This window comes from Acinetobacter tandoii (genome assembly GCF_008867985.1).
Classification (GTDB): domain Bacteria; phylum Pseudomonadota; class Gammaproteobacteria; order Pseudomonadales; family Moraxellaceae; genus Acinetobacter; species Acinetobacter tandoii.
Genome location: NZ_VXLD01000002.1, coordinates 56,103 through 75,725 on the forward strand (window position 1 = coordinate 56,103; position 19,623 = coordinate 75,725).

Here is a 19,623-nt window from a genome sequence, read left to right on the forward strand (position 1 = left end):
GAGCCCACCCTTGTTCATCGATATTCCGATTGGAATCTTATATATCTCCCTTCAACATGACTATATGAGCTTTCTCAACTCGAAAAAAGTATAAAACCGTAATCCATTTAAATTTTAAACAAAACAAAAACAAAGTGACTCAAGTTAAATATCTAGCTGATAAATATAAATTTATCCAAATATACAACGGTCAGATGAGCAACTTTTGCTGTGAATTTAAACAACAGTGTACTTTTAATTGATTGAACGTTCAATCAATTAAAAGTATCATAAAAAAATGCTATGATGATTTCCATGTAAATTATTGAATCTAACGCCTTTAAATTTAAGGCAAATTGTTCTGGATTATCATGAATAAACGTAGAGTAAAACCTGAGCATGAGCGCCGTGAAGAAATCATTAATGCTGCCTATGCAGTCATTTATGAAGTGGGCTTATCCAACACCACTATTGCTCAAATTGCGAAAAAAGCACAGCTTTCTACGGGCATTGTGAGTCATTATTTTGGCGATAAACAAGGTCTCATTCACAGCTGTATGCGACAAATGCTCAAAGTTTTGGCTGAAACCACGGCGAGTTATAAAGCACAGGTTGCACAGCCGAGTCCAGAATATTTGCTCAAAGCCATTATTGATGCCAACTTTGACATCAGTCAGGTCAACAACACCGCCATGCGGGTTTGGCTAGATTTTTGGTCTGCCAGTATGCACCTACCCGACTTAGGTCGTCTGCAACGAATCAATGACCAACGTCTTTATTCGAATTTGAAGTTTCATTTTTTGCAACTCATGCCAAAGTCACAGGCCAGCCAAGCCGCTAAAGGGCTAGCAGCAGTGATTGATGGATTGTGGTTACGTGGAAGTTTAAGTGGTCATCAAGCATTTGATCGTGATTTGGCACGTTCTATTGCATACGACTATGTCGATATGCAACTTCGCTTAATTCAACAGATACGGCAGGAACAACAAAATGAATGATGTACAGCTTCACAAGCTTTATATTCACGGACAATATTTCAATGCCACCAGTGGTCAAACTTTTGACAGTATCAATCCTGCCACAGGACAGGTCATTGCTACCATTCAACAAGCCTCTAAAGCCGACGTCGATACAGCCGTGCACAGTGCTGTACAAGGGCAACGTGAATGGGCTGCCAAGACGGCAGTCGAGCGTGCCCGTATTTTACGTCGAGCAGTCGATATTTTACGCGCATGTAATGATGAGTTAGCGCGTCTCGAAACACTCGATACAGGGAAAGCATTCAGTGAAACATCTACTGTGGACATTGTCACTGGTGCAGACGTTTTAGAATACTACGCAGGATTGGCGACCGCCATTCAAGGCGAACAAGTCCCTCTACGCGAAAGTAGTTTTTTCTATACACGTCGTGAACCTTTAGGTGTGGTGGCTGGGATTGGCGCTTGGAATTATCCTATTCAAATTGCACTGTGGAAATCGGCTCCAGCCCTCGCTGCGGGAAATGCCATGATTTTTAAACCCAGCGAAGTCACCCCCCTTACAGCCTTAAAACTAGCAGAGATTTATACTGAAGCAGGTGTACCTGCTGGGGTGTTCAACGTTGTTCAAGGTTTTGGTGCTGAGGTGGGTCAATGGTTGACTGAACACCCCGACATTCAAAAAATTTCATTCACAGGTGGTGTCGCGACAGGTAAAAAAGTGATGGCGAGTGCTGCTGCTTCTAGCCTCAAAGAAGTCACAATGGAACTTGGCGGTAAATCCCCTCTTATTATTTGTGCTGATGCCGACCTTGACCGCGCAGCCGATATTGCAGTGATGGCAAACTTCTTTAGTTCAGGTCAAGTGTGTACCAATGGGACACGTGTTTTTGTCCCTAAAAATTTGAAATCTGCATTTGAAGAAGCTGTGATTGAGCGTGTCAAACGCATCCGCATAGGCGACCCTATGCAGGCTGAAACCAACTTTGGACCTTTAGTCAGCTTTCCACAGATGGAAAAAGTCTTGTCTTATATTGAGTCGGGCAAACAACAAGGCGCGACCTTATTGATTGGTGGACAAAGGGCCGCCGAAACAGCGTTCGCACAAGGTGCATATGTATTACCAACTGTTTTCACCGACTGTCACGACGACATGCAAATTGTGCAAGATGAAATCTTTGGTCCTGTCATGAGTATTTTGAGCTACGACACTATCGAGGAAGCGATTCAACGTGCCAACAACACCAATTTTGGCTTAGCTGCGGGTGTAGTTACACAAGATATTTCCCAAGCGCATCGTATTATTCATCAACTTGAAGCTGGTATTTGCTGGATCAATACTTGGGGTGAATCCCCTGCTGAAATGCCTGTCGGGGGTTATAAACAGTCAGGTGTTGGGCGTGAAAATGGCATTACCACCCTTGAACACTACACCCGTATCAAATCCGTTCAAGTCGAACTGGGTGACTATCAAAGTATTTTTTAATGCTTAAATTTTAAATAACTCAATACCATCCTCAAATATCTCTTTATTTCATCCTCAACTCAACAGGTGACCACGTTCTGCTAGAACGTGGCACTGCCATAGAAAAGGATCATTATGCATTCTCAATACTACGATTATATTATTATTGGCGCAGGTTCTGCGGGTAACGTACTGGCTGCTCGTTTAACCGAAGACCCTGATGTTTCTGTGCTCTTACTCGAAGCAGGTGGTCCAGATTATCGCCTCGACTTCCGTACCCAAATGCCTGCTGCCTTGGCCTATCCCTTGCAAGGTCGCCGCTATAACTGGGCGTATTTAACCGATCCTGAACCCAATATGAATAACCGACGCATGGAATGTGGTCGCGGCAAAGGCTTAGGCGGCTCATCCCTAATTAATGGCATGTGCTATATTCGTGGTAACGCCATGGATTTAGAACAATGGGCTAGCTTGAAAGGCCTTGAAAATTGGAGCTATGCCGACTGTCTGCCTTACTACAAAAAAGCAGAAACCCGAGATATCGGCGGCAATGACTATCATGGTGATGCTGGGCCTGTTTCTGTTGCTACCCCTAAAGCAGACAACAATGTTTTATTCCAAGCCATGATTGAAGCGGGTGTACAAGCAGGATATCCACGAACGGAGGACCTAAATGGTTATCAACAAGAAGGTTTCGGCCCAATGGATCGAACCGTAACCCCGAAAGGTCGTCGTTCAAGCACCGCACGTGGCTATTTAGACATGGCAAAAGGTCGAGCAAATCTAAGCATCATCACTCATGCCATGACCAATCGCATTTTGTTTAATGGCAAGCAAGCCATTGGGGTTGAATATATTCAAGGGGCAAATTTAAACAATCTTCACCAAGTCTATGCCAATACAGAAGTCCTGCTGTGTGCAGGAGCAATTGCATCACCGCAGATTTTGCAACGTTCAGGAGTCGGTGCAAGCACTTTGCTTCAATTACTGGATATTCCAGTCGTACATGACTTACCAGGCGTGGGTGAAAACCTGCAAGATCATTTAGAAATGTATTTACAGTACAAGTGCAAGCAACCTGTTTCCCTTTACCCCGCTTTAAAATGGTACAACCAACCCGCCATTGGCGCAGAGTGGCTATTTAATGGGACAGGAATCGGGGCAAGCAATCAGTTTGAAGCAGGCGGCTTTATTCGATCATCTAAAGACTTTGCTTGGCCGAATATTCAATACCATTTCTTACCTGTGGCGATTAACTATAATGGCAGCAATGCAGTCAAAGAACATGGTTTCCAAGCGCATGTAGGCTCAATGCGTTCGCCTTCACGAGGCCGTGTACAAGTAACCTCTAAGAATCCTTTCGACCATCCAAGTATCTTGTTTAATTACATGTCAACCGAACAAGACTGGCAAGAGTTTCGGGATGCCATTCGAATTACTCGTCACATCATGCAGCAGCCTGCATTAGACCCTTACCGTGGTGATGAAATTAGCCCTGGAAAAGATGTACAAACCGATGCTGAGTTGGATGAGTTTGTGCGTAATCATGCAGAAACGGCATACCATCCTTCTTGTAGCTGTAAAATGGGTGAAGATGAAATGGCTGTAGTCGATGGACAAGGCCGCGTGCATGGTATGCAAAATTTACGTGTGATTGATGCGTCGATTATGCCACTGATTATCACGGGCAACTTAAATGCAACCACCATTATGATGGCCGAAAAAATTGCCGATCAAATCCGTGGTCAGCAGCCTTTAGCACGATCCACTGCACCCTATTATCAAGCGCTTGAAACGGCATATTCTAGTTGATTGGATATATCGTAAGACCACATTATTAAGAGCCACTCTGGTGGCCTTATGACTCCTTTATATTTATTAGGTATCATAACCAGATATATTTTGAATATATTTTCATTCTTTTAATGGCTCAGTACTTCCGCATTATCTTTGCGGAAGTACTATGCTGTAATGACAGTAAAAAAAAGGGTTATATTGGAAAAAATCTCTAGTTTATTGATTTATAGAAGAAATAAATTCACCTTAAATCACTGAAATTCATAAAAAATAAATTAACCATCACTCAAATTTATAGATATTATATCTACATTTATAATAAAAATTACTGAGTCAATACTTATTTCGTCTAAAATGGCAACCGATTGGAAATGTGTGGTTAAACTAAAAGGTACATTTTTTCTTAGTCTTAAGGATTCATGTATTTCACTCCCTCTCTTCTGAACTTTTAGTTTGCCACCATTTCCGTCAACCTCTTTTTTATTTTTGCTATTACCCTCTATTCGCTCTAAAGCGATGCAAAAACCTGCTCCCAAGGTCAAAATCGCATGAAAACTTTTTTAAAATACCTCGCGGTATTTGTCGTACTGCTTTTGCTTGCAGTATTGATTTTTTTATTCCGACCAACTGTGTCTAAAAAAATTCAAACCTCAAATAATGAACCTGTCGTTGATGCGGTCTTGGTTGGTGGCGGAATTATGAGCGCTACCCTAGGTACTTATTTGACTGAGCTTGAGCCAAACTGGCAAATTCGTATGTACGAACGACTGGATCAAGTTGCCCAAGAAAGCTCAAATGGCTTTAACAATGCTGGCACAGGTCACTCTGGCTTTATGGAAATGAACTATACCTCTGAAAAAGATGGCAAAATGGACATTACTAAAGCTGTAAAAGTTGCTGAACAGTTTGAAGTTGCAAAACAATTCTGGTCATACCAAGTCAAACAAGGTGTTTTAGGCAAACCAAATAGCTTTATTAACCCTGTTCCTCATATTGCATTTGTATGGGGTGACAACGTGAATTTCCTAGAAAAACGTTATGCAGCTATGGTTAAAAACCCAATGTTCTACGGCATGAAGTTCTCTGAAAATGCTGCCGAAATTAAACAATGGGCACCTTTGGTGATGAATGGCCGTGATGCAACACAAAAAGTAGCTGCAACACGTATGGATGTGGGTTCTGATGTGAACTATGGTTCAATCACCACACAATTGGTCGATCACCTTAAGAAGCAGTCTAACTTCCAACTGCAAACCTCAACAGAAGTAACTGGCATTAGCCAAAATGATGACAAAACTTGGACTGTATCATTCAAAAATTTGAAAACAGGTGCAACCAACCATGTCAAAACTCGTTTTGTGTTTATTGGTGCAGGTGGTGCAGCAGTTAAACTCTTGCAAATGACAGGTCTTCCTGAAGCAAAACAATATGCTGGCTTCCCTGTAGGTGGTGTGTTCTTAATGACAGACAATCCTAAGGTCACTGCTGGCCATACCGCGAAAGTCTATGGTCGTGCCGAATTGGGTGCTCCGCCAATGTCTGTTCCACATATTGATACCCGTTATATTGATGGTAAAAAATATGTGCTCTTCGGACCATTTGCGACCTATTCAAATAAATTCTTAAAGCAAGGTTCTCAGCTAGATTTATTAAAATCGACCACAAAGAACAATGTGCTGCCAATGACTGCTGTAGGCATGGAAAACCTTGATTTGGTGAAATATTTAGTGAGCCAAGTCATGATGTCTGATGAAGATCGTTTTAATGAGTTGAAAAAATACTATCCTGATGCAAAACCAGAAGACTGGCATTTGAATCAAGGTGGTCAACGTGTTCAAATCATTAAGAAAGAAGATGGTAAACCAGCCCAACTTCAGTTTGGTACAGAAATTTTCGCCTCTAAAGATGGTGCTGTAACCGCCTTGTTAGGTGCTTCACCAGGTGCTTCAACTTCACCTTATATTATGTTGAGCTTGCTTGAAAAAGCATTCCCGCAACAAGTACAAGGCCAATGGAACCCGAAATTACATGAAATTGTAAAATCGTACCAACAGGAGTTAAGCACAAACCCTGTATTGCTTGACCAAGTTCGCCAGTACACTAGCACGACCCTAGGTTTGAAATACACACCTATGGCAAAAGCTGCAAATGACGAAACCGCTGCTGTAGCGAAAGCACAATAAGCCTTTCTAAAATACAAAAGGATGGACTTCGGTTCATCCTTTTGACCTTTCCCGTCGTTACTGTTTTTAATTATGTTTCTTTTACGCTCCGATGCATTTACTGCATTTCGTTTGCGCGATTTTTCCTTACTCAGTATCAATCAACTCTGTCTGGTGCTTGCTCTTGTTATGCAAGAAATTGCCATTAGTTACGCGCTTTATCAGATTACCCAAGACCCTTTAAGTTTAGGTTTAATTGCTGTTGCAGAGTTAATTCCATTTATTGGTTTTTCTTTTATGAGCGGTCATTGGGCCGATCACTATAATCGTCAGAAAATTTTACAATGCAGTTTCTGTTGCAGTTGTGCAGTTCCATTACTCTTTATTGTCCTTTTTAAAAGCTATGAAGAACAACAAATTACACAAAATTTATTATTAACAGGCATCTATTTTCTAATTTTTTGCTTAGGCGTCATACGTGGAATTTACAGCCCTACATTCAATTCATTACGCCCTTTTTTAATTCCAACTCATGCACAAGCAAATGCTGCTACTTGGACAAGTGGTATATGGCAGTTCGGAGCAATCACAGCACCACTATGTGCGGGACTTTTACTGAGTCAGTTTGGACTCAAGTTCACACTTATGGTGGTATTCATCTTTTGCTGTTTAGGAAGTGTAAGCCTTTTTCACCTTTCAAAACGTACTTTCCCAACCACATTTGAAACCAAACTTCATCGTAGTTTAAAAGAAGCATTGTACTTTATGCTGCAACAACGCGTGTTGTTTTGGAGCCTATTACTTGACCTCATCGCGGCATTATTTTGCAGCGTTGTAATATTACTGCCGATTATTACTCAAGACGTCCTACAGCTTGGTGCTGAGAGTTTAAGCTTATTAAGAGCGGCACCTGCCCTAGGCAGTTGTATTATGATATTCATTCTGCTGCATTTTTCTCCTGCGCAAAATGCTTTACGGAATATGTTGCTCATCACTACAGGCATAGCAACTTTGACACTGGTGTTTGCACTCTCAAAATTACTCTGGCTTTCGTTCATCTTGTTAATATTCATCGGTGCTTTCGACTGTATTGGTATGGTTATACGTCAACACTTATTACAACAGCTTCCACCGAAACAACTTTTAGGACGTGTCGCTGCTCTGAATGGCATATTGGTGACTTCTGGAAATCAATTAGGAGGGTTACAAAGCAGTATTATAACCCGATATTTATCCATCACACCTGCTTTATTGATTGGTGCGAGTCTTTGTTTAAGCCTCTGTTTCATCAGTTACTTTCTTACCCGAAATTTACTAAAAACATCATTAAATCATGAGAAATATACAATACTTACAACAGAAAAATAGAAGCTTACAGAGAATATGCCTATGCTTATTTTAAGCGTAATGAGTTTGGATAAGGATTGATTTTTATGGCAAAAACAACCGAATTAACCCATCGACTTTATACGCTCATGTACTTTTTAATCATCTTTCTTATATTGGCGTATTGCGTACTCAATGCAATTTATACGGTCATTATTGGTGGAACTACTTTTTATTTATTTGCCAGTTTTATTTTAACCCTTCAATGTATTTTTGCATTACGCACTTCTCTGGACAGCCGTATTTACGCCAGTTTAGGAGTTGTACTGCTTATTATTGGGCTACTATATACACATGGACTGGACTTTCTAAACCATTTAAAAGCCATTGTGTTGGTTCCTGCTTTAATTTTAACTGCCTTTGGACTAGATAATTTATATAGAAAGCCTAACAGACTTGCCTGTCTTAAAATCGGACTGGTCATCAGCTTACTGCTCGTGGCTTATAGTCAATATTATGATTTAGTTGAACTGCAAAATTATTATGACTCTTTACATAACGGGGAGACTTGGCAGCAATTTGGCGCGTTATAACAACAACTCGAACAAAAAACTCCCCTTGTTAAAATTTTACCGGCCTACTTCTGATTCATCGTGTTATTGCATACAAAAAAACCGCCTTTAAGGCGGTTTTTACTAGTCTAAAATTGCAGACCAGAGTGAATAAAATGCCTGAATCTCTGATTCTAGAAATTCATCATTTTCAGCATCATAAACAAAAGATTTTTCTTCTAATAAGTATTCGCCATCTTGTTCACTAAGATATTTTTTTAAGAAAGTTTTAAAGTTATTTGCTCGATCTGGGAAAACTTGTTCTCCGTCAAAAAAGATCATAACAACCTCGAACTGCCTAAATTAGCTTAAATTCTAGCATATATGTTGATTTTTATCAACATATGATAATTTTATGATAAATACATCACTGTTTTATAAATAAAAACTCATTAAATAGATGAAATTCATTGATAAAAATTTTGTAAAACCACAACCCCATAAATATGATTAATTTTACATATAAATAAATTAAATTGCTTTATGTATCATTATATTAATTTAATGTGATTTGTTTTGCATTTTATAGATTTACTTCTACAATGAAGAAAGGGATAAGAAAAAGAGGTTCAAAGCTCATGAATTTCGATGTATTCTTTTCTGACAAAGATCGTCATGAAGCGATTGATACAGCAAAGCAAATGGTATTTTTGCCAGAGAATTGTTATTTCCTAGAAAACCAAAGCCCAACAATAAACTTTTATCAAAATAATGATCATGAAATTTTTGCGAAAGTTGTTGTTTCATATCAAAATTGTGTAACTGAACTGATAACTGATAAACCCTTTACCTTAAAATTTCACGATAATGGAGTGCATCAATTTTGGGAATACGTAGATAATGGTTCTAAAGAGAATTGGCTCTTATGATGCAATATTTTTATCATTTAACCCTACAATAAGAAAATAAAAAGGAAACTCTCCTTTGGGGGTTTCCTTTTTTATGCGCTGCGTCTTGAACTACTAAATTATTTAAAACTTTTAATCGGCCTTATCTTAATAAAGTCTTAATAGTCAATGGTGAGCTACATTAACAATGTGAAATCTAGAAGAATAAAACAAATAGTCTATCTTCTATCTACATTTGTTTCATTTTAGAAAAAGTGCAAAACATCAAATGTAAAAAAGCCAAACACTTACACAAACTTAAGGACTCCCAAACGGATGGACCTTAAAATAGACTGAAAAATCTGTTGGTCTAAAATAATAGTCATTAAAAAACCTCGTAACTCAATGAGTTACGAGGTTGAATTTGGTGGGCCCACCCAGACTCGAACTGGGGACCAACGGATTATGAGTTCTTACTTCACTATATTTATTAGCGTTTATTAGAGTTCTTATATTGCTTTAATTTAATGATATACATAGAATTATCAAAACAACCAATCTTTTTTGAGTTGATAATAAAACCTTAAAATTGATTTTATCTGCTACCTATTTGCTACCTTTTTTTATGACAACTACAACCTTTAAATTTACAACAACTCGACTTACACAGTGCATCTGCCCTTCTGAAAAGGATTATGTAATTTATTGGGATGAATTAGTGAAAGGATTAGGCTTAAAAACTTATACCTCCTCTAAAAAGTCATTCCTATTTCAGACTCGTTTAGGTGGTAAAGTCATCAAGATAAGTATTGGTTCATTTCCCACCTGTACGATTGATCAAGCTCGTCAAAAAGCCAAAGAGCTCGATATCATGTGTTTTAATGGAATTGATCCAAGACTTGAGAAAAAAAGACTCATTGAGCAAAATGAACAGGAAATAAAACAAAATAAACGTAATAAACTTCTCTTTAAAGATGTATGGGAAGATTATCTAGCAGCTAATAAATTTCGTTGGCGAGAAAGAACTTATAAAGATCATATTCGTTTAGCCTCTGGGAAAAATGAAATCAAGATAGGTAAAAAAAGTTCTTTATCAAAACCACAGCCTATATATGCCCTTTTAGATATTCCTTTAAGTGAGTTGAGCAGTGTCGTCCTTAAAAAATGGTTAGACAAAGAAAATGAAACCAGACCTACATCAGCTGCACTTTCATACCGTCTAGTAAGAGCTTGCCTTAATTGGGCTGAAGAACAAAGTCTTTATACGGGACTATTGCCTGATAAATCCATCCATTCAAAAACAGTAAAGCAATCTGTCGCATCTACTAAAGCAAAAAAAGACTGTTTACAGAAAGAACAATTACCTGCTTTCTTCAAAGCAGTACTTTCTCTACCAAACCAATATATATCTGCATATCTTCTTACTACATTAATGACAGGTGCTAGGCGTAACGAGATTGCTACCTTGAAATGGAAAGACGTAGACTTAAAATGGAATACAATGAAGATTGTCGATAAGATTGATGATGAAGGTCGTATTATTCCCCTTACTCCGTTTATCAAAAATCTTCTTCTGAATTTACCTAAGCTTAATGAATACGTTTTTTATTCTGACAAGTCATCCACTGGCTATATAGTAGAACCAACAAAAAGCCTTAAAACATCTGCAGCTAATGCAGGAATCAATAACTTATCAATTCATGGACTACGGCGTTCATTCAAGACTCTTTCAGAATGGGTATCTCTACCTAGTGGTATCGTTGCCCAAATTGCTGGACACAAACCTAGCGGTACCGAAGAGAAGCATTACACCGTGCGGCCAATCGATTTACTTAGAAAATGGCATATAGAATATGAAAACTGGATGCTATCAGAAGCTGGTATTACACAACAATAATTGTAAGAGTATTCTTAAAAAGAGCTATAAAGCTCTTTTTATTCACCTCATTTCATGAACAGTAATAATCTTCGGCTTCACCATATTAAATACCTTCATATAAAGAAACTAGCAGCCAATAAATCTTCTTCAAGTATAAATGATTATAAAATAGCTGCTTAGATTATTTAGATAGGTATAATTTTATGTGCGGTGGCGTCAATTGAACTCAAAACCCAACTCACTCATTTTAAAGCCATTTTATTGAATAAAAAAATTCATTGACCCAATTTTGACCCACGTCAGATTTAGTGTATTGAATCACTTATAAATCTTGTTCAAATACTAATTCAGGATTTGAAATGGTGTACTGATTTTAACATCCTTATAACCCAATGAAAATATTATGTTATAACATTACTTTTTTATATTTATTTTTTTCATGTATCATTCAATAGTACAATTTCAGGGATAAGGTTATGTTTGAAAATATTGATGCTTTAAAGAAAAAATTAGATCAGCATCGTCCCCTATCACCAGCAATAGTAAAAAATTTACAAGAAGACCTTATTGTACGATGGACTTATCATTCCAATGCTATTGAAGGAAATACGCTTACTCTTTTAGAAACTAAAGTCGTATTAGAAGGTATAACTGTCGGTGGGAAGGCATTAAGAGAACACTTCGAGGCAATTAACCATAGAAATGCCATTTATTACGTTGAAGATATTATTAGAAAAGAAGAGCCTTTTTCTGAATGGCAAATTCGTAATATCCATCAACTCATTCTAAAAAATATTGATGATGACAATGCAGGACGTTATCGCCAACAAAACGTATTGATTTCAGGTGCTACGACTACCCCACCCGACTATACACTGTTGAATGATAAGATGGCTCAGCTAGTTGATTGGTACAAATCAGAAGCACATAAGCTTCATCCAATTGAACGTGCGGCCAAAGTACATGGTGATTTTGTGGGTATTCATCCGTTCATTGATGGCAATGGACGCACATCACGTCTTTTGTTGAATCTTGAATTATTAAAGGCTGGCTATCCGCCTTGTGTGATTACAGTTGAAAATCGATTGGCTTACTATGAAGCTTTGGATCAGTGGATGGCTTATGGAAAAACTGAACCATTTATCAACCTCGTTTCCGAAGCTGTACTAGAAGGATTTAAACCATATCAAGTTGTTTTAGGGATATAGAGCTTGTACTGTAGCTATTCAGCCATTAAATGGCTTTGTTGCACAAAGATTTAACACATAGAAATCCCCTAAGCGACTCAAATTTAAGTGGCAACTTGGGTGTGAGGTCGGCCTAACTCTGTAAATTTATTTAATACTGCTACACGTGCATGCATCTCATTGACTTGGCTTTGAAAATTTCTCGCACTGAGTTTATCCCCCAATAATTTGATGCAATGCATCTTAGTTTCGACCAAACTTCGGCGATGATAGCCTGACCATTTTTTTCCATAGTGTCCTGCCTAAACGTTTAATTGTTCAAAGTAATTCATTTCGCTCTAGCGAACTGGTCTTTGTATCTTTCCAAGATTTCGCATTTTTTCTTGGCGGAATCACCGCATGCGCTTGCTGATCTGCAATGACCTGACGGCATTGCTTGGTGTCATAAGCTCCATCGGTATAAACAGAGTTAATCTGCTCATCTTGTGGAATCTGATCGAGTAAATCACCAAGTATCTGTGAATCACTCACATTATTGGTTGTAAGCTGAATAGCGCGTATTTGAAGGGTTTCAGCATCTATAGTAAGATGAAGCTTACGCCATTGGCGACGATATTCAGATCCATGTTTCTTACATTTCCATTCACCTTCACCTAGAAATTTCAAGCCAGTAGAGTCCACGAGTAGATGTAGCCCATCGCTACTTTTTTGGTAGCTAATCGCAATATCAATCTGCTTTTGTCTTCTACAAAGCGTGGTGTAATCTGGTGCTATCCAATTTAATCCACAAATTTTAATCAGACTTTGAACAAAACCTGTGACTATGCGTAAAGAGAGTCAAAATAGAGATTTGATCATTAAACAGCATTGAAGAGCTGTATCGGAGTTGACTTCGATCTTATTTGTCTTGTGGTTCTGCATACCATTATGTTTTTGGATCAAACCAAATTGAAATATTTTCTCTATTAATTAACGCTCTGTTATATGAGAACCAATTGGTTGTACGATAGATTTTAGGTGCAGGCTTATTCATTCCGAAATTATATTGTTGAATAAATCTTCGATGGTAGGTTTATGCAACAAAGCCTTTTAAAACTATTTTCCATTAATATGGGATACTTAATGATACATACCTAATTACCTCTTGATTAGTATATGAGACATACAAAGTAAATGGATATTCTTTAATCTGCCACTTTTGACTTTGTACAATAAGATTTTCATCACTTTTAGTAAATAAAGGTTCCCCTAAATTTTTCTCTAATTGATTTTGCTTCATTAAAAAATTTATTTCAAAAGGAAGACCTCTTTTATATTGAGAAAATCCTTCTACCCCCTCATTATAACAAAATATCGTGGTCAAATATATATTTTCACCTGTTATATGTTTATCAGACTGATTTAAATAAAAGGATTCATCAGTAAATATAAAACTCAACCCTTGATTATATTTACTAAGATAAAAATTATACTCAGCCATGAGCCGATTTATTATTGAATTCGGTGACCGCTTAAACAATCACCTTTAAATTTATGAAAAGCAATCACACAAAATTATTTACACCATTATTTTTTATTTTGTTCTTTCAATTTTACTCGTTTCTCCCATTCCTCAAAAGAAATGTTATATTCATCTAACTCTTCTTCCTTCAAATCACTAACTGCCTTCATATATAACCCAGGCCAACGATCATCTTCTGGGATATAAGCAAAATCAATATTAAATTTTCCAGCATCAGTTAAAGATATTTTAAATTGAGTCCACTTTTCTTTAAAAATTTCTAGAGTAATGAGAATTTCCATTAACTGGATTATTTTATCTCCAACCTCATGAGGTATTTGATCAAAATCAAACCATCTAGTTTTATTGTTTTTTGTAACCCACTCAAAACTATAAGATGAAGAATCAGGGTAAATATAACCTTCACAAAACATTATCCCAGCATCTTCTGCCATTATTGACCATAACAACTCGCCTAGATTTTGATATATTTTTTGATCATTCATCATTTATTTTCTCGGGGTTTCCGAAAATCATAATCTTTTTACCTTCTCTGGATCCAGTCCAATTATTTCCACTTATTTGGATTACAACTGATTTTTAATTCAGTAAATCCCTAGAAACACTCCCTGTTTGATTAAATTCAATAAAACATTTTTTCACTAACTCTATATCTTGCACAATTGATGTTGCACCATAAGGCTCTCCTAATATATTTTGAAATACACCTTTGGGAGCATCAGGGTTATATAGTGTTCTGACATCAATATAACCTTCATCGTCATAATCTAATAGCATTAGTAAATAGTTGCCATCTTCAAAATATAAAGTTAATTTTTGTGGTTCAACTTCATCCTTGGCTAAAGTATTTTCTAATTCCAATACGCCATATTTCTGATTTTCGATAAGGCTTAGAGTCATTAAAATATCTATAGTCTTTGGATCTAATATTTTAGGGAAATACAATCTCCCTTGATTTATAGAGCCTGAGTAATACCCTCCCATCTCAATTCGCTTCATTTTTTACCTTTTTAATGAAATTACTACTGAGCTGTATATCACAATTTGTCTAAAATTTTGATCTTCATTCGATAACATTACTTAAATTTTTGTTAATTTTGCTCTAGTTTCTTCATCAATAAACTTCAGCAAAAATAAATCATGTAAAAAATTTGTTTTATCATCAAAATCTAATAATTTTAAAAGCAATTTAAATTCCACTTTATTTAATTTATCAGCTAAATCACTCCTGAGTTTTTCGGATAACTTTTCAGAAATAAATTTTCCAGCTATTACATAAATCACAAATTCAATAATAATAATTTCAACATTGGAAAACCCCTCTTCATATTCATAAATCAGATGCCCTAAAACTGTTTCATATTGAACATCGCATTGATGCCCATGGTTGAGCATTTCTTGATAAAAATCATCTAAAACACCTAATTTTAGATCATCATAATTTATCTTATTCATCAATTATTTCCTATTTTTAGGTGTATACAAATAACCATTACTATCTACAATATTCAAATTAATATTTGGATATTTCTTTCTAAATAGTACATGTCATAAAGTAAGGATATTGATGATCTTTAAATTTATAATGACTACGTGCCATAAGTGAATATTATTATTTTGGATAATTTAGCATGGCTAACTTTCACTCCATAACTGAATAGTTTTTGTTATAAATCATAAGCCAACCTGTTTGGTATTCCACCCTACAAGGGTGGAACGAGGCAATCTACTTACTAAATAGCTTTGACCAAAAGCTTTTTGGCTTCCAGTTTGGATCTAAAAAATCATAATGGTAGTTATAGTGATCCAATGGTTTTACTGGCATTAATTCCATAGGAACTAAAGGATTATCAAGTTCAATTTCCAATCCATTCATCCATGCAAGTTTAGTAAACATGACTGGATGATGTGACCAAATATCTCCATTAAATTCTTCACCAAAATCTTTATTATATGCTTTGTGGACTCTTGGTTTTAGTAAAGTCTGCACAATATCTATAATTTTATCTTTATCCTTATCATAAATAGCATCATAAATCTCAAATTCGAACTGTGCCACTTCTCTTAATTTCTTGATTTTTTGATTAGTGACTGCTTTAATTTCATTATAATCCTTCCAATCATTTCTAAGTACTGCTTGCAAAGCATGCGTTCGAAATCTAGGATCATCTTTAGATGGTTTGAATTTAGCCTCTTGATAACTAGGTTCATACTCGCCCCATAACAGGTTAACAGTATCTAAACAAGAAAATTTATCTACAATCTCCTTGCTATCTGATAATAAAGAAAAAATAAATCCATCGGGGGTTGACATAGAGTAACCACCCGAATATTTACAACTTTCTGCTCGTAATAAACTTAATACATAGAACCACTGTTTTAAGCAATTAATATCATTTTCACTAGCTAAAGCATATAATCCGTTATAACCACAGCCTCTGGCTAAAGATTCATATACTGCACCATGTTGCTGATTTTTTTTATCCTATCAACTATTAAGCGTTTTCTTTCATCTTCTTGACTTTGATAAAAAGTAACCATTGCATTTAGATTGTCTAAAGAATCCAATTTCATTAGCTAGTCACCTTATTACCAAGATTTAAAGTAACCGCACGGCTATCGTTTACACCTACCACAATCTTATTCACTGGTTTTCCAGTATCAATTGCCTTATTTATTAACTCGGCTGTTTTTAAAGCTTGTGGATTCCTTGTTTTTACCAATTCATCAGTACGGCTAATAATCCATTCATTGGACATCTGTACACCAATATTATTCGGTGAGTTTTTATTACTACTTAAATTAATAGCGTTTCGACTCAAAGGCTTAACCTCTACAACATAAAGTTCACCATTTTTCATATACACACCATCAAAGCAATTGCTTCCACATTTACTTTCAAGTTTAGTGTAACCACTATTTTTAAAATAACTATCAGCAATTTCCTCTCGTAGTATGTCAGTTGCATTCTTATCTTTATTGCCTATTAATTCTTTTTGTTTATTTAAAACCTCCTTTGGCGGATCAATGATCTTTCCATTTTGTGTAATTATGCTTGCCTTTATATAACCTCCTGCACTTGTTTTAATTGTTGGCAATTTTGCTGGATCATTTTGTAAAATACGCTTAACACTTTTGGTAGCCTCAATAACTATACCATCACCTTTCTTCGCAACTGTTACAGTCCCAGCACTCAATAGTGCAGATATCCCATTTAATGCTGTGGTCATTTCAGCATTACCAAGTTTTTCAAACTCAGCCGGTGAATCTCCAACAGCATTTACTTTAGATATTATTTTTGTTGTATCCCATATTTCACTTGGAATACTCGCAATTCCTTTTAATATTGCGACGGCAGTACCTTTAGGATCATTTTTTATTGCTTCATATACTTCTCTTGGTACATTTGGCAGATTTTTAATATCATTTACAAATTTTGATACAGCCCTATCTTGTCCCTGTCTATAAGCAGCTTCCTGGGCTTTATCCAGATTCTTAAATTGCTCTGTACACTCTTTATTCCAACAAAATAATGAGTTGGAAATACTCTGTTTATATGATGTTTTATCTTCAATACTATCAGGATGCTCAGAAATATTATCAACAAATATCTGATTATAATTTTTTAATATTTCCTGATTTTGTGCTTGGGTATTTAAATCCTTCCCATCACCTAACTGAACTTTATATTGATCAATTGTGTCTTGGCTATTTTTAACACCTGAACTGAATGCCCAATCTGTTGCTGTACCAATCAAATCAGCTGAAGTTTCATTATTAATTCCTTGTCCATGAGCAATTTCATGTCCCAAGGTATCGACGATCTCTGAACGATTTCCACTCGTTACATCTAATACAACTGTATTTGTTTGATGATCAAATGCACCTTTAATACCAAGAAATGATGTAATCGAAGTTGTAAGCACATCCACATCTTGTCCAAGGGCTTGAGCTAACAACTGAATACTGCCTTTAGTCGCCAAGAGTCCATCATAGTCACCATTTTTAAACTGCTCGATAACTGTTGCCGCTTCAGGATGCTTTTGCACAAAATCGAAAGTTCTCGCAGGATTCATCACAGTATCATATGCTTGCTTGAAATTTTAATCCCGCTTGTCAACAGTGGCTTTGTTTAGTGTTTATAAGCTATTCACATTCAAATTCAACTACTTGATCTATCCTAGGTTCTGTTTTTAAAAACTCACTCCATTTCCTTACGAGTTTATAAAAACATTCAAAACTTAAACTTTCCTCGTATTTGGTATCATCATATCCCCAATAAATTAAAACATTTTCTTTAGTAATATCTGCCCCCCAAGCCTGTCCCCACATATCATAATAATTTAATTCACCAACTTTAATTTTTTCAATTTCAATCAATCCATCATCTATCCATTTACTCAAATATTTTAACCCAAGACCTTCATCATCATTCAAAAAATTAAAGACTAAGCCTTTAAAATCATCAAGGACCTCTGCACAATCACATTTAGGTCTCATGATGCCATCTCTTAACGATTCAGATTCTTTCCACCAATATTTAACTTTCATTTTTTACCTATTTATTTCATTAACGGATAAACTGTTGTATTCGGTTCTAAATAGCCTCTTACTTTTACTCCACTTGGTGTTATTCCTTCCCACATCGACTGTCCATTTGAATTTATTACAATGCTCTTTGTTTTGTAAGCAGCATCAACCTCTACTTTGATCCTATCTGCATTCCAACTGTCTGGAAACATCGTAGAATCTTTTGTTAAAGTTTTATTTGGATTTTTAGGATCTGGGACACTTATTTTCGCTTCATAAACTCCCTGCGCATTTGGAGTAGCTTTTGAAATAACATTTATATTGCCATTAGCAATACTATGCCCTCCTGTTAAACGCCCTCTACTGTTGATCTCGGTATTTAAAATATGCCCATCAAAATCAATTATGGATGGCTTATGGAAAAACAGAAGCATTTATCCAGCTGGTATCCGATGCTGTTATAGAAGGATTTAAACCATATCAGGTTGTTTTAGGGCTTTAATAAAAAACTGCTAGTCGCTGTATCCTGCAAACTTTCTACGTGGATTTCATTCACTTTCAGGCTGCCACGGTCAGCTATAGCCCCCCTGAATATTCAGTTTATTCAACGGAGCTTCTGTTCGGTTTAAGTAGAATTCGGGTGATGTAAGAATATAAAATTAATACTTTCCTTCCTTTTTTAACTCCGCTATACGTTCTTGAACCTTTTTAGGGAGAAGATGTTTTTTATAATATTCAGTTTCCCAAAACTCTTCATGGGATAGCCCCCCTCTCATTAATTCACTTAATTTATCTAAAGGCTTATTAATCTCGGGATAATCAACTTCACTCCAATAAAAACCCGTAAAAAAAGAATGGATGTAACTTGAAAAGGCAAAGGGCTGATCCACTCCTCCCTGAATTGCCACGTCATAAACAGGCTGGTACACTTTTATTATTGGATCAATATAATTTGACTCATGTTGCACTACGCTATCAAGCTCTTCTTCTGTCCAAGAATCTCTAGTTTCAACAAATAATTTACGAATGGAATCCCGATCTTTCCACTTAATTAATGCCTGCATAAACTCTTCAGCTGCGATTTGAATCGCCGCTTGATCTAGTACAAAAGGTTTGTTTTTTAGGATTGCTTGTATCCCAGCTCTCCGTTGCTCTTCCTGTGCATTCACTTTACATATCCTTTTCTTCTCAAAATAATCCACCGAAATTCGGAATAATCCATATATAACTATCCATAAAATCGTAATGATAATAATATTAACAACCCAACTATTCATATTACTTCACCTTAATCTTTATATTAATTGATTTTGGTGTTGTCCATAAATTTCGATTAGGTACGATTGGACTGCTCCCAGTAT

General features: G+C 36.3%; 20 protein-coding genes and 2 pseudogenes. 10 read left to right on the forward strand and 12 right to left on the reverse strand.

Annotated elements, in window-relative coordinates; genetic code table 11:
• Positions 1-350 precede the first annotated feature (350 nt).
• The 3 genes from betI (at position 351) to betA (ending at position 4,233) form a co-directional block, all read left to right on the forward strand.
• Positions 351-977, forward strand: a complete 627-nt coding sequence (gene betI / locus F4W09_RS03405; protein WP_151504025.1) for a transcriptional regulator BetI — start codon at positions 351-353, stop codon at positions 975-977.
• On the forward strand, positions 970-2,442 hold the full coding sequence (gene betB, locus F4W09_RS03410; protein ID WP_151504026.1) for a betaine-aldehyde dehydrogenase: 1,473 nt from the start codon (positions 970-972) through the stop codon (positions 2,440-2,442). The genes betI and betB overlap by 8 nt, the downstream gene beginning before the upstream one ends.
• A gap of 114 nt (positions 2,443-2,556) precedes the next feature.
• Positions 2,557-4,233, forward strand: coding sequence for a choline dehydrogenase (gene betA / locus F4W09_RS03415; RefSeq protein ID WP_151504027.1), 1,677 nt, complete (start codon positions 2,557-2,559; stop codon positions 4,231-4,233).
• A 260-nt stretch (positions 4,234-4,493) separates the two neighbouring features.
• On the opposite strand, the gene F4W09_RS03420 is transcribed toward betA, so the two are convergent.
• Positions 4,494-4,754, reverse strand: a complete 261-nt coding sequence (locus tag F4W09_RS03420) for a hypothetical protein (RefSeq protein ID WP_026440967.1) — start codon at positions 4,752-4,754, stop codon at positions 4,494-4,496.
• 12 nt (positions 4,755-4,766) lie between these two features.
• On the opposite strand from F4W09_RS03420, the gene mqo reads away from it, so the two are divergent.
• The 3 genes from mqo to F4W09_RS03435 all read left to right on the forward strand — a co-directional run bounded on the left by mqo (position 4,767) and on the right by F4W09_RS03435 (position 8,299).
• On the forward strand, positions 4,767-6,401 hold the full coding sequence (gene mqo / locus F4W09_RS03425; protein WP_151504028.1) for a malate dehydrogenase (quinone): 1,635 nt from the start codon (positions 4,767-4,769) through the stop codon (positions 6,399-6,401).
• 72 nt (positions 6,402-6,473) lie between these two features.
• Positions 6,474-7,748, forward strand: a complete 1,275-nt coding sequence (locus tag F4W09_RS03430) for an MFS transporter (RefSeq protein WP_151504029.1) — start codon at positions 6,474-6,476, stop codon at positions 7,746-7,748.
• 65 nt (positions 7,749-7,813) lie between these two features.
• Positions 7,814-8,299 (forward strand): hypothetical protein, encoded by a 486-nt coding sequence (locus tag F4W09_RS03435; protein ID WP_104440795.1) that lies wholly within the window; start codon positions 7,814-7,816, stop codon positions 8,297-8,299.
• Positions 8,300-8,401: 102 nt separating this feature from the next.
• Here the strand turns inward: F4W09_RS03435 and F4W09_RS03440 are convergent, their stop codons facing one another.
• A complete protein-coding gene (locus F4W09_RS03440) occupies positions 8,402-8,599 on the reverse strand; it encodes a hypothetical protein (RefSeq protein WP_016167557.1) in 198 nt (65 codons plus the stop codon).
• A 296-nt stretch (positions 8,600-8,895) separates the two neighbouring features.
• Between F4W09_RS03440 and F4W09_RS03445 the strand changes: the two genes are divergently transcribed.
• From F4W09_RS03445 to F4W09_RS03455, 3 genes are all read left to right on the forward strand, one after another.
• Positions 8,896-9,186 (forward strand): hypothetical protein, encoded by a 291-nt coding sequence (locus F4W09_RS03445; protein ID WP_044739493.1) that lies wholly within the window; start codon positions 8,896-8,898, stop codon positions 9,184-9,186.
• 583 nt (positions 9,187-9,769) lie between these two features.
• Positions 9,770-11,041, forward strand: a complete 1,272-nt coding sequence (locus F4W09_RS03450; RefSeq protein ID WP_151504030.1) for a tyrosine-type recombinase/integrase — start codon at positions 9,770-9,772, stop codon at positions 11,039-11,041.
• 458 nt (positions 11,042-11,499) lie between these two features.
• Positions 11,500-12,231 (forward strand): Fic family protein, encoded by a 732-nt coding sequence (locus F4W09_RS03455; protein ID WP_151504031.1) that lies wholly within the window; start codon positions 11,500-11,502, stop codon positions 12,229-12,231.
• Positions 12,232-12,314: 83 nt separating this feature from the next.
• Here the strand turns inward: F4W09_RS03455 and F4W09_RS03460 are convergent.
• The 9 genes and pseudogenes from F4W09_RS03460 to F4W09_RS03500 form a co-directional block, all read right to left on the reverse strand.
• Positions 12,315-13,243: pseudogene (locus tag F4W09_RS03460) on the reverse strand (IS5 family transposase).
• Positions 13,244-13,315: 72 nt separating this feature from the next.
• Positions 13,316-13,690, reverse strand: coding sequence for a hypothetical protein (locus F4W09_RS03465; protein WP_151504032.1), 375 nt, complete (start codon positions 13,688-13,690; stop codon positions 13,316-13,318).
• 86 nt (positions 13,691-13,776) lie between these two features.
• Positions 13,777-14,220 carry an immunity protein YezG family protein gene (locus F4W09_RS03470; protein ID WP_244948539.1) on the reverse strand — a complete coding sequence of 148 codons (444 nt, stop codon included), beginning with the start codon at positions 14,218-14,220 and terminating at the stop codon, positions 13,777-13,779.
• Between the two features lie 91 nt (positions 14,221-14,311).
• The gene (locus F4W09_RS03475) at positions 14,312-14,731 is read right to left on the reverse strand and encodes a DUF6911 family protein (protein WP_151504033.1); all 420 of its coding nucleotides are present in this window, start codon (positions 14,729-14,731) and stop codon (positions 14,312-14,314) included.
• A gap of 81 nt (positions 14,732-14,812) precedes the next feature.
• Entirely contained in the window at positions 14,813-15,187 is a 375-nt protein-coding gene (locus F4W09_RS03480; protein ID WP_151504034.1) for a hypothetical protein, read from the reverse strand.
• Between the two features lie 271 nt (positions 15,188-15,458).
• The gene (locus F4W09_RS03485; protein ID WP_335878863.1) at positions 15,459-16,046 is read right to left on the reverse strand and encodes an Imm49 family immunity protein; all 588 of its coding nucleotides are present in this window, start codon (positions 16,044-16,046) and stop codon (positions 15,459-15,461) included.
• Between the two features lie 259 nt (positions 16,047-16,305).
• Positions 16,306-17,808: a hypothetical protein gene (locus F4W09_RS17280; RefSeq protein WP_244948540.1), complete on the reverse strand. Its 1,503-nt coding sequence runs from the start codon at positions 17,806-17,808 to the stop codon at positions 16,306-16,308.
• Positions 17,809-17,878: 70 nt separating this feature from the next.
• The gene (locus tag F4W09_RS03495; RefSeq protein ID WP_151504035.1) at positions 17,879-18,283 is read right to left on the reverse strand and encodes a hypothetical protein; all 405 of its coding nucleotides are present in this window, start codon (positions 18,281-18,283) and stop codon (positions 17,879-17,881) included.
• Between the two features lie 11 nt (positions 18,284-18,294).
• Positions 18,295-18,696, reverse strand: a complete 402-nt coding sequence (locus tag F4W09_RS03500; RefSeq protein ID WP_151504036.1) for an EndoU domain-containing protein — start codon at positions 18,694-18,696, stop codon at positions 18,295-18,297.
• Here F4W09_RS03500 and F4W09_RS03505 point away from each other — a divergent pair.
• A pseudogene (locus F4W09_RS03505) lies at positions 18,666-18,764 on the forward strand (LysR family transcriptional regulator); the annotation flags it as partial. The gene F4W09_RS03500 and the pseudogene F4W09_RS03505 sit on opposite strands and share 31 nt — an antisense overlap.
• Positions 18,765-18,921: 157 nt before the next feature.
• On the opposite strand, the gene F4W09_RS03510 reads toward F4W09_RS03505, so the two are convergent.
• A complete protein-coding gene (locus tag F4W09_RS03510; RefSeq protein ID WP_151504037.1) occupies positions 18,922-19,539 on the reverse strand; it encodes a hypothetical protein in 618 nt (205 codons plus the stop codon).
• Positions 19,540-19,623: the final 84 nt, after the last annotated feature.

Bases quoted from the DNA above. Each gene is read 5' to 3' on its own strand.
- betI (WP_151504025.1), top strand. From the start codon at position 351: ATGAATAAACGTAGAGTAAAACCTGAGCATGAGCGCCGTGAAGAAATC.
- betB (WP_151504026.1), top strand. From the start codon at position 970: ATGAATGATGTACAGCTTCACAAGCTTTATATTCACGGACAATATTTC.
- betA (WP_151504027.1), top strand. From the start codon at position 2,557: ATGCATTCTCAATACTACGATTATATTATTATTGGCGCAGGTTCTGCG.
- mqo (WP_151504028.1), top strand. From the start codon at position 4,767: ATGAAAACTTTTTTAAAATACCTCGCGGTATTTGTCGTACTGCTTTTG.
- F4W09_RS03430 (WP_151504029.1), top strand. From the start codon at position 6,474: ATGTTTCTTTTACGCTCCGATGCATTTACTGCATTTCGTTTGCGCGAT.
- F4W09_RS03435 (WP_104440795.1), top strand. From the start codon at position 7,814: ATGGCAAAAACAACCGAATTAACCCATCGACTTTATACGCTCATGTAC.
- F4W09_RS03440 (WP_016167557.1), bottom strand. From the start codon at position 8,599: ATGATCTTTTTTGACGGAGAACAAGTTTTCCCAGATCGAGCAAATAAC.
- F4W09_RS03445 (WP_044739493.1), top strand. From the start codon at position 8,896: ATGAATTTCGATGTATTCTTTTCTGACAAAGATCGTCATGAAGCGATT.
- F4W09_RS03450 (WP_151504030.1), top strand. From the start codon at position 9,770: ATGACAACTACAACCTTTAAATTTACAACAACTCGACTTACACAGTGC.
- F4W09_RS03455 (WP_151504031.1), top strand. From the start codon at position 11,500: ATGTTTGAAAATATTGATGCTTTAAAGAAAAAATTAGATCAGCATCGT.
- F4W09_RS03465 (WP_151504032.1), bottom strand. From the start codon at position 13,690: ATGGCTGAGTATAATTTTTATCTTAGTAAATATAATCAAGGGTTGAGT.
- F4W09_RS03470 (WP_244948539.1), bottom strand. From the start codon at position 14,220: ATGATGAATGATCAAAAAATATATCAAAATCTAGGCGAGTTGTTATGG.
- F4W09_RS03475 (WP_151504033.1), bottom strand. From the start codon at position 14,731: ATGAAGCGAATTGAGATGGGAGGGTATTACTCAGGCTCTATAAATCAA.
- F4W09_RS03480 (WP_151504034.1), bottom strand. From the start codon at position 15,187: ATGAATAAGATAAATTATGATGATCTAAAATTAGGTGTTTTAGATGAT.
- F4W09_RS03485 (WP_335878863.1), bottom strand. From the start codon at position 16,046: ATGTCAACCCCCGATGGATTTATTTTTTCTTTATTATCAGATAGCAAG.
- F4W09_RS17280 (WP_244948540.1), bottom strand. From the start codon at position 17,808: ATGAATCCTGCGAGAACTTTCGATTTTGTGCAAAAGCATCCTGAAGCG.
- F4W09_RS03495 (WP_151504035.1), bottom strand. From the start codon at position 18,283: ATGAAAGTTAAATATTGGTGGAAAGAATCTGAATCGTTAAGAGATGGC.
- F4W09_RS03500 (WP_151504036.1), bottom strand. From the start codon at position 18,696: ATGCTTCTGTTTTTCCATAAGCCATCCATAATTGATTTTGATGGGCAT.
- F4W09_RS03510 (WP_151504037.1), bottom strand. From the start codon at position 19,539: ATGAATAGTTGGGTTGTTAATATTATTATCATTACGATTTTATGGATA.